Annotated in this window: 10 protein-coding genes; 6 read left to right on the plus strand and 4 right to left on the minus strand. The window is 45.6% G+C overall.

Features of this window, described 5'->3' with window-relative positions; genetic code table 11:
• Positions 1-227: 227 nt before the first annotated feature.
• Positions 228-2,267, minus strand: coding sequence for a M13 family metallopeptidase (locus HPS55_RS07150; protein ID WP_172175597.1), 2,040 nt, complete (start codon positions 2,265-2,267; stop codon positions 228-230).
• Positions 2,268-2,281: 14 nt separating this feature from the next.
• Positions 2,282-4,255 carry an ABC-F family ATP-binding cassette domain-containing protein gene (locus HPS55_RS07155; RefSeq protein WP_172175595.1) on the minus strand — a complete coding sequence of 658 codons (1,974 nt, stop codon included), beginning with the start codon at positions 4,253-4,255 and terminating at the stop codon, positions 2,282-2,284.
• A gap of 235 nt (positions 4,256-4,490) precedes the next feature.
• Here HPS55_RS07155 and rho point away from each other — a divergent pair, with 235 nt between their 5' ends.
• From rho to HPS55_RS07175, 4 genes are all read left to right on the plus strand, one after another.
• Positions 4,491-6,461, plus strand: coding sequence for a transcription termination factor Rho (rho, locus tag HPS55_RS07160; protein ID WP_172175593.1), 1,971 nt, complete (start codon positions 4,491-4,493; stop codon positions 6,459-6,461).
• Between the two features lie 172 nt (positions 6,462-6,633).
• Positions 6,634-8,223, plus strand: a complete 1,590-nt coding sequence (locus tag HPS55_RS07165) for a GH25 family lysozyme (protein WP_253945800.1) — start codon at positions 6,634-6,636, stop codon at positions 8,221-8,223.
• Positions 8,224-8,262: 39 nt separating this feature from the next.
• A complete protein-coding gene (locus HPS55_RS07170; protein ID WP_172324881.1) occupies positions 8,263-8,667 on the plus strand; it encodes a 2-amino-4-hydroxy-6-hydroxymethyldihydropteridine diphosphokinase in 405 nt (134 codons plus the stop codon).
• Positions 8,668-8,675: 8 nt separating this feature from the next.
• Positions 8,676-9,917 (plus strand): M64 family metallopeptidase, encoded by a 1,242-nt coding sequence (locus HPS55_RS07175; RefSeq protein WP_410543861.1) that lies wholly within the window; start codon positions 8,676-8,678, stop codon positions 9,915-9,917.
• Positions 9,918-9,948: 31 nt separating this feature from the next.
• Here HPS55_RS07175 and mtgA read toward each other — a convergent pair whose 3' ends face one another.
• Entirely contained in the window at positions 9,949-10,656 is a 708-nt protein-coding gene (gene mtgA, locus HPS55_RS07180) for a monofunctional biosynthetic peptidoglycan transglycosylase (RefSeq protein ID WP_172175587.1), read from the minus strand.
• A gap of 9 nt (positions 10,657-10,665) precedes the next feature.
• Entirely contained in the window at positions 10,666-11,364 is a 699-nt protein-coding gene (locus HPS55_RS07185) for an OmpA family protein (RefSeq protein WP_172175585.1), read from the minus strand.
• A gap of 128 nt (positions 11,365-11,492) precedes the next feature.
• Between HPS55_RS07185 and proS the strand changes: the two genes are divergently transcribed.
• Positions 11,493-12,974: a proline--tRNA ligase gene (gene proS, locus HPS55_RS07190; protein ID WP_172175583.1), complete on the plus strand. Its 1,482-nt coding sequence runs from the start codon at positions 11,493-11,495 to the stop codon at positions 12,972-12,974.
• A gap of 610 nt (positions 12,975-13,584) precedes the next feature.
• On the plus strand, positions 13,585-16,104 hold the full coding sequence (gene gyrA / locus HPS55_RS07195) for a DNA gyrase subunit A (RefSeq protein WP_172175581.1): 2,520 nt from the start codon (positions 13,585-13,587) through the stop codon (positions 16,102-16,104).
• Positions 16,105-16,145 lie beyond the last annotated feature (41 nt).

Raw genomic sequence — 16,145 nt, forward strand, 5'->3', positions numbered from 1 at the left:
AAAGGCAATACTGCGAACAACTTCCCTTAATTATGAAGGTGTGTCAAAATTCGACTCTTTAAACTTGTAGGGAAATATTCTTATATCTGTACATTTGTGACATGTTGATTTTTTACATTTATCTGACGGACAAATATAAGAATAATCCCTACTTTGCAATATCTATATTTTGAAACAGCCTCGTATGTTGGCTGTGTCAAACATTCAAATCACTATTTAAAGCGGCATTACCATAAAGACAAACGTTTAGATTTTGGAACAAACATCTTGTCACCTTCTTTCACGCCAAAAGCATCGTACCACATATCGATATGAGGAAGTGCACCATTAACGCGCCATTTGCCCAATGAGTGCGGATCACTCTTCGTACGGCTACGTATCTCGGCATCTGTTATATTGCCAGCCCATACCCCAGAATAAGCAAGGAAGAAACGCTGTTCTGGAGTAAATCCGTCTATGACAGGCAGATGAGAATCTTTTGTAGCATTCTTAAAAGCATAATAAGCAACTTGCAAACCTCCATGGTCGGCAAGATTTTCACCAAGAGTAAAACGTCCGTTGGCATTCAAATCGGGCAAAACTTTTATATTTGAAAAAAAGTCAGCATATTCATCCGCACGCTCGGTAAAGTTCTTTCCGTCAGATTCTGTCCACCAGTCACTCATATTTCCATCCTTATCATAATGACGTCCCTGATCATCAAAGCCATGAGTCATTTCATGTCCAATCACCACGCCTATGGCTCCATAGTTGAAAGCATCGTCTGCGGTAGGATCGAAAAAAGGCACCTGTAATATACCGGCAGGAAAACAGATTTCGTTTGTTGTCGGGTTATAGTAAGCATTTACAGTCTGTGGAAACATGTGCCACTCATCTTTATTTACCGGTTTACCGGCCTTTTCATCAATAGTCCACTTGTTCCAAAACCTATTACACTCAAGAATATTCTCCAAATACGATTTCTTGGAATCGATTTTCAATGCAGACATATCTATCCACTTGTCCGGATAACCTATTTTCACATAAAAAGAATTCAATTTGTCCAACGCATTTTTTTTGGTAGAAACGTCCATCCAATTCTGTTGCTTTATGCGCTCTCCCAATGATGTCTGTAAATTTCTTACTAATTTCTGCATTCTTTCTTTTGAAGAAACCGGAAAATATTTCTCCACGTAAATCTTCCCCAAAGCCTGTCCCATCATATTTTCCACCTGACCTGTGGCACGTTTCCAAAGAGGATGATTAGCTTTACGTCCGGACATTGTCTTTCCGAAGAAATCAAAATTGGCCGATACCACTTCATCACTAAGATAGTTGGCATAGCTTGTTATCTGCCCCCACTCCATATAATCTCGGTATTCGGCCGGAGTAAGACCAGCAATCAACTTATTTACTCCATCTAAAAATTCTACCTGACCTACAACAAGTTCTTGTATATGCTCAACCTTAAGCCCCGTAGCATTCATCACTCTGACCAACTTCAAATTAGGATAACGTGCTTCGAAGTCACTAAGTTTCATTTTATTATAATTAGCTTCAGGATCACGCAGCTCAGTCATAGACTTGGATACCTTTGCCAATTCGGTCTCAAGTTTCATAACATTCTGCATTTTTGCCGTTGCAACCTTTTCTTTAAAACCAAACAGTTTGAACATTCTCACTATATGCTTTTTATAAGCTTCACGTATTGTGACGGTTGACGAGTCTGTATCCAGATAATACTCTTTCTGGCGCAATGTGATGCCACTCTGAACGACATTGAGAATATTGCAAGTTGCATTCTTCTCATCAGCACCAATATACGTTCCATAAAATTCACTGTCTCCATAAGCCGCCATTTCCAACTGAACATCAAACAACGCATCAAGCGTTTTGGCTTTTTCCAACTTCATGATAATCGGCATAAGCGGAGCAACGCCCTCTCTATTGCGACGCACGGAATCAGTCGCCAGTTTATAAAGATCGCTAAGTTTTCTTTCCGTCGTACCGGACTCATACGTATTGTTTTTCAAATCTGTAAGAATAGAATTGATTCTCTTGTCGTTATCCTCGGCAAGCTTGTCAAAACTACCATAACGTGAATTTGCTGCCGGCAACGGATTGTTCTTCATCCATCCACCACAAGCAAATTCATAGAAATCCTCTGCCGGGTTTACACTCCGATCAAGATTTGCCAACTCTATACCGGATTTTAGTTCTCCCTGTGCCATGCTCGTCACCGACATTGACGCTATGGCAACAATAGGAATGATTCTGTTAATTTTCATTGCTTTAATATTAATTAGTTGTTCAACAATTCCAGTTCTTCCGAAAATTTCTCCCACTTCTCCACCTCTTCATCAAGGTTTTTCTTTGTAACTGTGTATTCTGATATATAGTCCATGTTTGATGCATTTTCTGGAATACACAATATATCATCAAGCTCTTTCAGTCTTTTCTCCATACGTTCAATCCGTGCTTCCGACTCTGATACAGCTTTTTCCGCCTTGCGTAATTTTTTCTGTTGTTCCTTATGCTCGGCATAATTTGATTTCTGCTTTGAATATATACTATCATTATATGCATTCAGCGGTGAGATTACAGATTCTTTAGCCTTATTTGTCTTTGCCAAATCCGGGAAATTGGTATTTTCCAACTGAATGAGAGAGCTAATTTTACGCTCGCGAAGGAAATCATATATACCTCCGATATGTTCTTTCACGCAACCTCCCCCAAACTCATATACCTTTGTCACCAAGCCGTCAAGAAACTCACGGTCATGACTGACCACAATTGCCGTACCGTCGAAAGCCCGTACAGCTTCTTTTAGAACATCTTTAGATTGCATGTCAAGATGGTTTGTCGGTTCATCGAGTATCAACAAGTTCACCGGCTCCAACAACAGTTTTATCATCGCCAAACGACTGCGTTCCCCTCCGCTGAGCACTTTAACTTTCTTGTCCGAAGCTTCTCCTCCGAACATGAAAGCCCCAAGAATATCGTTTATACGCATACGGATATCACCTTTGGCTACATTATCAATCGTTTCAAACACAGTAATATTCTCATCAAGCATCTGTGCCTGATTCTGTGCAAAATATCCTATCTGAACATTATGACCTATCTTAAGCGTACCTGTATGTGCTATCTCTCCCATGATACATTTAACAAGTGTAGACTTGCCTTCACCGTTCTTTCCTACAAAAGCCACCTTTTCACCACGTTTTATGGTCAACGTCACATGATCAAAAACCGTATGAACGCCATAATCTTTTCGAACATCATCGCATATCACCGGGTAATCACCACTTCGCAAACACGGAGCAAACTTCAATCTTAGAGCCGACGTGTCAACCTCATCAATCTCTATTGGTACTATTTTGGCCAATTGTTTAATACGGCTCTGCACCTGCACAGCCTTAGTTGGTTTATATCTGAACTTCTCTATGAAGTCTTTCATATCAGCTATTTCCTTCTGCTGATTCTCATATGCTCTCAACTGCTGTTCGCGGCGTTCATTCCGCAACACAACATATTCATCATACTTCACACGATAATCCACAACCTTGCCACACGAAATCTCAAGTGTGCGGTTGGTAACATTATTTATAAAAGCACGGTCATGACTCACTAGGACGACTGCACCAGGCGCCTGCGCCAAAAACTGCTCCAACCACTGAATACTCTCTATATCAAGATGATTGGTAGGCTCGTCAAGAAGCAGAACATCAGGACGCTGCAACAGAATCTTTGCCAACTCTATACGCATACGCCACCCGCCACTGAACTCACAAGTAGGACGGTCAAAATCCGAACGCAGAAAACCAAGTCCACAGAGTGTACGCTCTATCTCTGCTTCATAATTTTCAGCCCCCATCATCATATATCGCTCGTGCTCCTGGGTGAATTTCTGCACCAACTCCATATATTCATCACTATCATAGTCGGTACGTTCCGCCAACAGACGATTCATATCATCCAATTGTTCCTTCATCTGCATGTTACCCGCAAATGCCTTCTTTGTCTCTTCACGCACGGTTGTATCATCCTGCAAACGCATCACCTGCGGCAAATAGCCTATCGTTGTATCATTGGGAACTGCTACCACACCAGCTGTAGGTTTCTGCATGCCACACAATATCTTCAACATTGTAGACTTTCCCGCACCGTTCTTACCAACCAAAGCTATCCTGTCACGACTGTTGATGACAAAATTTGCATCACAAAACAAAGGCTTTATTCCAAATTCTACTTTTAGTCCTTCTACTGAAATCATCTGTAACTTAATGAAATAAGAATATGCAAAGTTACTTTAAAAAAATGAGTAAAGCGAATAATACCATAATAAAAATAATCCATCTCTGACCGTTGATGATTATTATCCTATTTTATTTGGCTGTTTAAAAAATAAGTAGTACCTTTGCAGAGATTTTCTAAACAGCGTTTCCATTCGTGAAACATTTTTATCACAAATTCAGAAATCCAAAACACAATATACTTAGAAAAGAAGTATGTATACAAAAGAAGAACTTGAATCCATGAATATCCCAGAACTTATGGGAATCGCGGAACAGTTGGGAGTGAAAGTTTCTCCCGAAGATCAATTGGAAAGTGTGGTATATGCAATATTAGATAAGGCAGCTGAGGACAGTGCTGCCAATGCTGCAATATCGCCTAAAAGAAAAAGAACAAGAATTGTAAAGAAAGACACCAATAAGGTATACACTGTTAATGGTAAAGAAGGCGAAAACTTTGATTTAAAAAACAAACAGGGGAAAATAGCCGAAACAAAACCGGCATCGCTTTTTGGTGAATTGCCACAAATGCAGGAAAACGACTTACCACAAATACCTGAAAGCGAACAGCCGGCAGAAGACCCTGTAACAGTAGTTAAAGAACCGGCCAAACGTGGACGCAAACCAAAAACGAAGCCCGTTTATGAAACGGAACTACCCCTATCTAACACAGATAATGCAACAGAACAGCCTGAGGAATCAGAAGTTCTACCAACCGAAAATACAGAAGATATCTCAGACATAGTTCCCGAAGCCGAATTCGCTCCAGTAGAAAAACAAGACGCTTTTCCTGACGGAAAAGAACTTATAGAACAACTGCAAGAGAAAATATCGCAACACAATTACAACAACAACGACAACAATAGGAAAATGAGTGATACTAGAATTTGGGAAGGAGACCCCGGCGATGGAACCGACTTTATCACTATTGTCGATTTGCCTATAGAAGATCAGGGAGCCATACCGACACTCGACATTTTCGACCGTCCCACCATACACCATCATGAGATGGAGTTTTCGCATGTACCACAACCAATACCCATAAGCCCCAAACAGATCTTTGACTTCAATGACATAATCTCTGGCAATGGAGTTCTCGAAGTCCTTTCTGACGGCTACGGTTTCCTGCGTTCCAGCGATTACAATTATCTCTCTTCACCTGACGACATTTACGTATCACCAGTACAAATAAAGAAATACGGACTCAAGACCGGTGACGTGGTGGACTGTACAGTACGTCCGCCCCACGAAAACGAGAAATATTTTGCGTTAAGCAACATTAACACCATTAACGGAAGAAAACCATCGGAAGTGCGCGACCGAGTAGCTTTCGAACATCTCACACCATTGTTCCCCGAAGAGAAGTTTCAACTCTGCGGTGATCGTACCACAACCAATCCCAGCGTGCGCATCGTAGACTTGTTCTCCCCTATAGGAAAAGGACAACGTGCATTAATAGTGGCACAGCCTAAAACGGGTAAAACCATCCTCATGAAGGATATTGCAAACGCCATCGCTGCCAACCATCCCGAAGCCTACCTCATGATGCTGCTCATAGACGAACGTCCGGAAGAAGTTACCGACATGAGCCGCACGGTCAATGCCGAAGTTATAGCATCTACGTTTGACGAACCCGCTGACCGTCATGTAAAAATAGCTGGTATAGTTCTTGAAAAGGCAAAGCGCATGGTAGAATGCGGACATGATGTGGTGATATTCCTCGATTCGATAACACGTCTGGCACGTGCATACAACACAGTGAGTCCTGCCAGTGGCAAAGTACTCACAGGTGGTGTCGACGCCAACGCGCTACAAAAACCAAAACGCTTCTTCGGAGCAGCACGCAACATAGAAAACGGCGGTTCCCTGACCATCATTGCCACTGCACTCATCGACACAGGATCAAAGATGGACGAAGTGATATTCGAGGAATTCAAAGGTACGGGAAACATGGAGCTTCAGCTCGACCGTTCGCTAAGCAACAAGCGCATATTCCCCGCAGTAAACCTCGTACAATCAAGTACCCGTCGCGACGATCTGTTACAAGACCCTACAACACTCAACCGCATGTGGATCATACGCAAGTTCATAAGCGAGATGAACCCTATGGAGGCTATGAACACTGTGCGTGACAGACTGCTACAGACACGCAACAATGAAGAGTTTCTGCTCTCAATGAACGGATAATATACGATTCTTTCATCTGCAATACAATAATATTTGCAACATAAAAACTGTAACATTAAACATTGGGAAATACACTCACAAAGTTTAAAGTTACAGTGTTTTTTGTTTAATGTGGTAAGTTTAAATATAGCGACTAAATATTTCAAGTTTCTCTGATGTGAAAGACTTTATAATGATAAAGAAGAAAACAGCCCGAAAAGGCTGTGCGTCCATACTCCTTATTGCAGCCGTCGGAATCGGAATATACACAATTGTGACGTCAAAGCCACCCAGTCCCTACTACATTCCGTCTAATGAAAACAGTTCATACAACACACTGACTGCTGATGGACGGCCACTGCTTTATTTCAGCGGTATCAGCAATGACTCTTGCTTCACCAATCTGTCCACCACCCCCGACTCCATCCGCCAAGGTCATGTGATCAACATGTCTGAGAAAAATCTTCACCGCATTATAATGAAATGCAGAGAAAGAATAAGGCAGAAAACAGCGGAACTCGACTCCATAACAGACGAGATACATTACTACCTTGGTGTGCACAACGTACACGATGAAGGATATGACATGATAGTCGCCCATGCAGAAAACATTACCGGAAATTACAAGATGTTGAAACATACCGACTCTGTGTTGAGCCGAATTACCGGCCATACTTCACTCGCCATCATCCGCACTGTAAGAAATGACAGTGCAATCACACCAAAGCCATCGGTATTCATTGAATACAGAGGAGGTGTATGGAAAGACGGCAGATGGCTTAAAACGACAAGAAGCGGAAACGGTATATCAATAGATTGTAGCGGAAGAACAATATGCGGTATATGGCATGCCGACACCATGACCATAGGACGACGGACTGACAGTATAGGCACATACTACGGACAGTTTGACAGACTTCTCATTCCATCAGGACACGGCAAATATACATCATCCGACGGAACCTTTTATGAAGGCCATTGGTATAGAGACACCCGTCATGGCTTCGGATTCGAAGTAAGTACCGACAGGCTGAGAGCCGGAGAATGGGACACCGGAAAGTACCGTGGCGAACGCATGCATTACACGTCCGAGCGCATCTACGGCATAGACATTTCACGCTATCAGCACGGCAAAGGAAAAAAGTATTATCCCATCCATTGGAATAAACTGCGCATAACTCATCTTGGCAACATAAGCAAAAAACGTGTCAGCGGCAACGTTGACTATCCCGTATCGTTCGTTTACATAAAGTCAACAGAGGGAATATCCATACGCAACAAATACTATGCCGACGACTACCGCCAGGCACGTCGTCACGGTCTGCACTGTGGAGCATACCATTTCTATTCGGTAAAGTCGGACGCTGCCTCCCAGGCACGCTATTTCATACGCAACACTTTTTTCCGTAAAGGAGACTTTCCGCCTGTGCTCGATGTGGAACCAAGCAACAGACAGATAATGAAGATGGGCGGTCCTGCCGTACTTGCAGATGCCATCAGAACATGGATGCGCATCGTAAAACAACATACCGGTGTAAAGCCTATACTCTATGTCAACCAGACATTTGTCAACAAGTATCTGGCCGACGCCCCAGATATCAAGCGAGACTACAACATCTGGATAGCACGCTACGGCGAATACCGCCCCGACGTGCGTCTCGTCTATTGGCAGTTGTGTCCCGATGGAAAGACAAATGGTATACATGGGGATGTAGACATCAATGTATTCAATGGATACCAAGACAAGTTTGACGCATTTTTAGAAACAGAACTTATTAAATAAAGCCTGAACACAGCATCCTCCACTAAACCAAAGACTATAATGGCAACAATAAGCAGACAATCACCACAAAAAGTCATAATGGCACTTGGCACAAACACCGGCCAAAATGCCAATATCTCGCTTGCTCTCAACAGGCTCGGAAATATCATCACCGACATGAAATGCAGCCGCAAGATGTGGACGGAACCAATAGGCATGAAATCCGGAACAAATTCCACTGACGAGAAATTCCTCAACATTCTTGTATCCGGTCATTGCTCTGCCACACGCGAATGTCTCCGTGAAATTCTGAAAAACATCGAAATAGAATGCGGAAGCACCGATGCCAGCAAGTCCGAAGGTATAATTCCCATGGACATAGACGTTCTGAAATACGGAGATAACACAGAACATGTTGAAGACTGGCAACGGGATTACATTAAAATACTAATAAAGGAAATATGAGAACAACAATTCAAAAACTTGCAATCATTACATTGACATTATTCTCCACCACCGTCCAAGCCCAGGAGTTTGACAAGTACTTCGAGGACAGAACTTTACGGCTTGACTACATCTTCGCAGGCGACTCTGCCCATCAGGCGATATACCTTGATAGTCCAATATCAATGCCACGATGGTACGGGCGCAGACACCGGCTGTCCGAACTTCCATTAAAAGGCAACGGCCGAATAACGGTCCGCGACCTGAACGACGGAACAGTGATCTACCGTAACTCATTCTCCACCCTGTTCCAGGAATGGCTGGCCACATCCGAGGCTAAGCACACGAGCCGCAGTTTTGAAAACGTATTCCTCGTGCCTTATCCGAAAAAAACTGTCAGCATCACCGTTGAACTACAGGACAGCCACGACCGTAACATTGCTGTCCTGACACATACCATCGACCCGAAAGACATCCTGATAAGGCATGCCGGAGAGAAAAATATCACGCCACACACCACATTCCGACAGGCTACTGACACCACACGGTGCATACACATAACTTATATAGCCGAAGGATATACCGATGAGGAAATGAACGCCTTTCTTGAAGATGTCCGTACGGCCGACGAGGCAATGTTTGCCCACGAACCTTTCAAGACAATGAAAGACCGTTTCCACATCACAGCTGTAATGTCACCGTCACACGACAGCGGGACGAGCGAACCTGCCGGCGGACTGTGGAAGAACACCGCACTCGGTTCACATTTCGATACATTCTATTCCGACCGCTACCTTACCACACTCCGCCTCAAACGCTTGCACGATTTACTGGCAGGCACACCATATGAACATATCATTGTTCTCGTCAACACGAAAAAATATGGCGGCGGAGGTATATACAACTCTTACAACCTGTCTTATACCGGCGGCGACAACTTCAAACCTGTAGTGGTACACGAATTCGGCCACAGTTTCGGCGGATTGGGTGACGAATACGAATATGGCGACGACGATCCTATGTATTTTGCCGACACAGAGCCATGGGAACCCAACCTTACAACCATGCACAACTTCAAGGATAAATGGGAAAATCTGATTTCCGTAAAAAAAGCCGGACTCTTCGAAGGCGGCGGATATCAGTCGAAAGGCGTTTTCCGTGGTTCGGAAAACTGCCGCATGAGAACAAACGATGTACAGGAATTCTGTCCCGTTTGCCGTCAGGCACTGACACGGTTAATTGAGTTCTATACAGAAAAGGGAACTGACTAATACAGCTCCCTCTGCTTCGTTGATATGAAAATCAGTAAATATTCTCCTTTTTCCATCCCTTTACATACTTCATTTCACGGAGAATTCTTTTCTGGCGCTTCCTCATATAGGCACTCGGATCAGCCGAACTGTATCTGCGCGGATTAGGAAGGGTAGCGGCTATCAGCGCACACTGGCTCCGTGTAAGTTCACCGGCATGGCATCCGAAATGATGCTCTGCCACAGCCTCGGCACCATAGATGCCTTCACCCATCTCTATCGAGTTGAGATAAACCTCCATTATTCGTTCCTTGCTCCACATAAGTTCTATCAGTACGGTGAAGTAAGCCTCCAGTCCTTTCCTCAACCATGTACGGCCAGGCCAAAGAAACACGTTCTTGGCCGTCTGCTGCGATATGGTGCTGGCTCCGAGCCTGCGTCTGCCTTCATTCTTAATGTTCTGCCGGGCTGCATGTTCTATAGCCTGAAAATCAAAACCGTGATGTTCGAGAAATCGCCCGTCCTCACTTGCCATTACTGCCACCGGCAAATCCGGTGAAATCTTATCTATTGGCATCCACCGGTGATACAATCTAACCTGGCGCCCGTCGGCAACCTGTTGTACCACACGTATGAACATAAGCGGGGTGAACCATACGGGCAAAAAACGAAGGGCCACAACAGAAAGAATGGTGGAGCCGAAAAAGGCTACCACCATCCATCTTATCGTCCTGCGTATTCTTTTCAGAATATACGTCATTCCCACTCTTTACTTGAGAGTTCCGTTGTTGGCAGCGTTTATCATTGCCTGGCTTGCATAGAGATAAATCTCAACGCGGCGGTTCTGGGCCTTACCGGCAGCCGTAGAGTTGTCAGCCACGGGATTCTGCTCTCCGAATCCCTGCACCGACTTGATCTGTGTGCCGGACACACCCTGACCGATGAGGAATGTAGATACCGACTGTGCACGCTGCTGTGACAGATTCAGATTCTTCTGCACACTCTGTTCGGCTGTAGAACCCTTCCAGGGATCGTTGTCGGTATAACCCTGAATGGCCACGTCTGCGTCAGTGTTCTGCTTGAGCACATTAGCAAACTGTATAAGCGAACTCTGTGCCGAAGCCTGCAGCGTCGAACTGCTTGTGGGGAAGAGGATACCAGAGTCGAAAGTCACCTTTACGGCCTGCAGACCGTTAGCGTCGGTCACCTGCTGCACCTGAGCGTTCTGTACGGCCTCGGCCTGCTTCTTCACCTTGTCCATACGATTGCCGATGATGGCACCCGTTCCGGCACCCACAGCACCGCCGATAGCAGCACCCACTCCGGCATTACCGGCTATCTTACCGATTATCGCGCCCAAAACCGCACCGCCAGCCGTTCCTATTGTAGCGCCCTTTTGTGTGTTATTACATCCTACCATGATAATGCCGAGGCAGAGAGCCAAGGCCAATGCTTTGATTTTCTTCATGTCACTTATTTTTTAGTTAAACATTTTTTTTCGTGATGCAAAGATAATCTATTTATTCAAATATCATATCGGTTACAAGTTTTTTTTGTATTTTTGCAGGCAAATTTTGGAAAAATAAGCAATACAATATGGCAAAGGAACTAAAAGAGTTAACAAAAAGAGCCGACAACTACAGTCAGTGGTACAATGACTTGGTTGTCAAGGCCGACTTGGCAGAACAGTCTGCCGTCAGAGGATGTATGGTAATAAAACCTTATGGTTACGCCATTTGGGAAAAGATGCAACGCCAGCTTGACGACATGTTCAAGCAGACAGGAGTACAGAATGCATATTTTCCCCTGCTCATACCCAAGTCGTTCCTCTCGAAAGAGGCTGAACATGTAGAGGGATTTGCGAAGGAATGTGCCGTGGTTACACATTACCGACTGCGCGCCAAGGATGACAAAAGCGGTGTAGAAGTGGATCCGGCAGCACGTCTTGAAGAGGAACTCATTATCCGCCCTACATCTGAAACGATAATATGGAACACGTACAAGAACTGGATACAATCGTGGCGCGACCTGCCATTGATGTGCAACCAGTGGTGCAACGTGATGCGCTGGGAGATGCGTACACGTCCGTTCCTGCGCACAAGCGAGTTTCTGTGGCAGGAGGGACACACCGCGCACGCCACACGCGAAGAGGCCGAAGCCGAGGCACAGAAGATGCTTCACGTATATGCCGAGTTTGCCGAGAAATGGATGGCAGTGCCAGTGCTACAGGGAGTAAAGAGCGAGACCGAACGTTTCGCCGGAGCACTTGACACCTATACCATCGAGGCCATGATGCAGGACGGAAAGGCGCTGCAAAGCGGAACGAGCCACTTCCTCGGACAAAACTTCGCCAAGGCTTTCGATGTCACATATCTTAATAAAGACAACCGTCCTGAATACGTATGGGCCACATCATGGGGAGTGTCAACACGACTCATCGGTGCGCTCATCATGACCCATTCCGATGACAACGGACTTGTGCTCCCTCCGAAACTCGCCCCCATACAAGTGGTAATCATACCAATCACCAAAGGTGCCGATCAGCTCAAGGCCATCACCGAGCGTCTCACTCCCATCGTCGAAGGGCTGCGTGCCGCAGGCATCAGCGTTAAATATGACGATGCGGACAACAAACGACCGGGATTCAAATTTGCCGACTACGAACTCAAGGGCGTACCAGTGCGCCTTGTCATGGGAGGCCGCGACCTCGAGAACAACACACTCGAAGTGATGCGACGCGATACACTCGAGAAAGAAACTGTATCGCTCGACGGAATTGTAGAATATGTGGAGAAACTGCTCGGTGACATCCAGGAAAACATCTTCGAGAAAGCACGCAAGTTCCGCGACGACCACGTGTACGAGTGTAACAACTACGAAGAGTTCAAGGAAAAGGTCAAGAACGGTGGCTTCTTCCTCTGCCACTGGGACGGAACTGCCGAGACTGAGGCAAAGATAAAAGAAGATACACAGGCCACGATACGCTGCGTACCATTCGCCTATGAACAGACACCGGGCGTAGACATGGTGAGCGGCAAGCCTGCCAAGTGCCGAGTGATCATTGCCAGAAGCTATTAGACAAGGGGAACTCAGGGCAGAAAAAGCCGAGACCATTTTTTTTGAAAGACAACAAGCGCACAAACTCGTTACAGAGCGCTTGTTGTCTTTTTTATACATACTCATAAATATACAATACCTCCTTTTCCATCCAAACAATTAGAGCAAACTATTTTTTTACATGAGAAACTTCAGTTTTATAGGTTGACGACAATCTCAACCGATATTGCAAAAGTGGCACTTTTAGGATACGAAAGTGCCGCTTTTACACTGCAAAAGCGGCACTTTGGGAACGCAAAAGCGGCACTTTGTGAAAGCTCTATGGCATTGGTTTGATTTTAACCGGTTTGACTATTCCTATTCACACGGATGCAATAGTCCTTAGAAGACGAAACAATTAATATCGGAGTGACGCTTGTTTAAAATTACTTAATATATTTTTTGATGTTGAAAAAATGTAGTATCTTTGAAAGCTAAAAAGAGACAAATGCCGTCAAAACGGCCAAAAACATGCTTAAATGCCATTTTGCATATAAATGTCAGTGTCGCTGTTGATTCTGGCATGATAGCGTAAATTCGGCAGAAATGCAAGGAATAATAATCAAAACAGAGATATATTCAATAACATTCAATGGATCAGACATTAGATCAAGACAGAATCATTAAAATCAACATCGAGGAAGAGATGAAATCCTCGTACATCGACTATTCGATGTCAGTCATCGTGGCCCGTGCCCTTCCCGATGTGCGCGACGGCTTCAAGCCTGTGCACCGCCGTATCCTATACGGAATGATGGGTATCGGCAACAGCAGTGACAAACCATACAAGAAATGTGCACGCGTGGTGGGCGAAGTTCTTGGAAAGTATCATCCCCATGGTGACAGTTCTGTATATGGAGCCCTCGTACGCATGGCTCAGGAGTGGAACATGCGCTATACGCTGGTTGACGGACAGGGCAACTTCGGCTCTGTCGATGGAGATTCGGCTGCTGCCATGCGTTACACCGAGTGCCGTCTGTCGAAGATGGGCGAGCATGTGATGGACGATCTGGAGAAGGACACCGTAGACATGGCCAACAACTTCGACGATTCGTTGCAGGAACCTACAGTGATGCCCACAAAAATCCCTAATCTACTGGTCAACGGCGGCAACGGTATTGCAGTGGGTATGGCAACAAATATCCCCACACACAACCTTGGCGAGGTCATAGACGGATGCTGCGCGTATATAGACAATCCGGATATAGACACCGACGGACTGATGCAGTACATCAAGGCACCCGACTTTCCCACGGGAGCGTATATATATGGTATACAAGGTGTGAAAGACGCCTATGAGACAGGTAGAGGACGCATAGTGATGCGTGCCAAGGCCGAAATTGAGAGCGGCGACACCCACGACAAGATTGTAATAACGGAGATTCCTTACGGTGTAAACAAAGCCGATTTGGTGAAATACATCGCTGATTTGGCTGTTGAAAAGAAAGTCGAGGGAATCAGTTATGTCAACGATGAGTCTGGCCGTCAGGGCATGCGCATCGTGGTAGACGTGAAACGTGAGGCCAACGCCAATGTTGTGCTCAACAAACTCTTCAAGATGACGGCTCTTCAAAGCTCATTCTCAGTGAATTGCATTGCATTGGTCAAGGGTCGTCCACGCCTGTTGTCACTTAAAGACTGCGTGCGCTACTTCATAGACCACCGCCACGACGTGACAATACGCCGCACACGATTCGACCTGAAAAAGGCACAGGACCGCGCCCACATATTGCAAGCACTCATTGTGGCATGCGACAACATTGACGAGGTGGTGCACTTGATACGTGCCTCAAAGACACCGCAGGAAGCCGTGGAGAAACTGAAAGAGCGTTTCGATTTTGACGACGTACAGGCCAAGGCCATTGTCGATATGCGTCTGGCACAGCTCACCGGCCTCAACATGGACAAGCTACACAAGGAATATGAGGACCTGCAGGCACTCATAGCATACCTTCAGTCAATACTGGACGACCCGGAGCTATGTAAGAAAGTGATGAAGGAAGAACTGCTCGAAGTCAAAGAGAAATATGGAGACGAACGCCGTACCGAAATAAAATACTCCAGCGATGAGTTCAATGCCGAGGATTTCTATCCCGACGATCCTGTGGTGATAACCATCAGCCATATGGGATACATAAAACGCACAGCGCTTACAGAGTTCCGCGAGCAGAGCCGCGGTGGCGTGGGCAGCAAGGGAGCGCAGACACGCGATTCCGACTTTACAGAATATATATATCCTGCCACGATGCACAACACGCTGCTTTTCTTCACCCAAAAAGGCCGTTGCTATTGGTTGAAGTGCTACGAAATACCAGAAGGCACAAAGAACGCAAAGGGCCGCGCAATACAGAACCTGCTCAACATAGAATCGGACGACGCTATCAATGCCGTGCTGCGAATCAAAAAATTTGACGATGAGGAATTTGTAAAGAACCACTATGTAGTGTTCGCTACAAAGAACGGCATTATAAAAAAGACGTGCCTTGATGCCTACAGCCGGCCGAGAGCCAACGGCGTGATTGCAATAAACATAGCCGATGGAGATCAGGTGGTTGGAGTAAGACTGACCAACGGCAACAACGAACTGATAATAGCCAACCGCAACGGACGCGCCATCCGCTTCAACGAGAATGACGTAAGAGTGATGGGCCGCGTATCGACCGGAGTCAGGGGCATGCGCCTTGATGAGGGCGACGACGAAGTGGTAGGCATGGTGTGCGTGAACGATCCTCAGACAGAAACCATCATGGTGGTGAGCGAAAAGGGATATGGGAAGCGCACTGGTATTGAAGACTACCGCAAGACGGCACGTGGAGCCAAGGGCGTGAAGACACTCAGCATCACAGAAAAGACAGGCCGTCTGGTAGCCATAAAGGTAGTAACCGACGAGAACGACCTCATGATAATCAATAAGAGCGGCATACTGATACGTCTGAAAGTGGCCGACGTGAGAGTGATGGGACGAGCGACACAGGGTGTGCGTCTGATCAACCTGACGAAAAAGAACGACACTATCGCCAGCGTATGCAAAGTGATGAGTGCAACAGACGAGGACGAGGCAGAACAAGGTGAACCGGATGAGAATGCCGGACAGGAACAGCCCTTGGAATAAAACTTCCGAAAGCGCCCTCACCGTATAGAGACAACGATGAT

The sequence above is a fragment of the Xylanibacter rodentium genome (assembly GCF_013166575.1).
In the GTDB taxonomy this organism is placed as follows: domain Bacteria; phylum Bacteroidota; class Bacteroidia; order Bacteroidales; family Bacteroidaceae; genus Prevotella; species Prevotella rodentium.

Bases quoted from the DNA above. Each gene is read 5' to 3' on its own strand.
- HPS55_RS07150 (WP_172175597.1), bottom strand. From the start codon at position 2,267: ATGAAAATTAACAGAATCATTCCTATTGTTGCCATAGCGTCAATGTCG.
- HPS55_RS07155 (WP_172175595.1), bottom strand. From the start codon at position 4,255: ATGATTTCAGTAGAAGGACTAAAAGTAGAATTTGGAATAAAGCCTTTG.
- rho (WP_172175593.1), top strand. From the start codon at position 4,491: ATGTATACAAAAGAAGAACTTGAATCCATGAATATCCCAGAACTTATG.
- HPS55_RS07165 (WP_253945800.1), top strand. From the start codon at position 6,634: ATGATAAAGAAGAAAACAGCCCGAAAAGGCTGTGCGTCCATACTCCTT.
- HPS55_RS07170 (WP_172324881.1), top strand. From the start codon at position 8,263: ATGGCAACAATAAGCAGACAATCACCACAAAAAGTCATAATGGCACTT.
- mtgA (WP_172175587.1), bottom strand. From the start codon at position 10,656: ATGACGTATATTCTGAAAAGAATACGCAGGACGATAAGATGGATGGTG.
- HPS55_RS07185 (WP_172175585.1), bottom strand. From the start codon at position 11,364: ATGAAGAAAATCAAAGCATTGGCCTTGGCTCTCTGCCTCGGCATTATC.
- proS (WP_172175583.1), top strand. From the start codon at position 11,493: ATGGCAAAGGAACTAAAAGAGTTAACAAAAAGAGCCGACAACTACAGT.
- gyrA (WP_172175581.1), top strand. From the start codon at position 13,585: ATGGATCAGACATTAGATCAAGACAGAATCATTAAAATCAACATCGAG.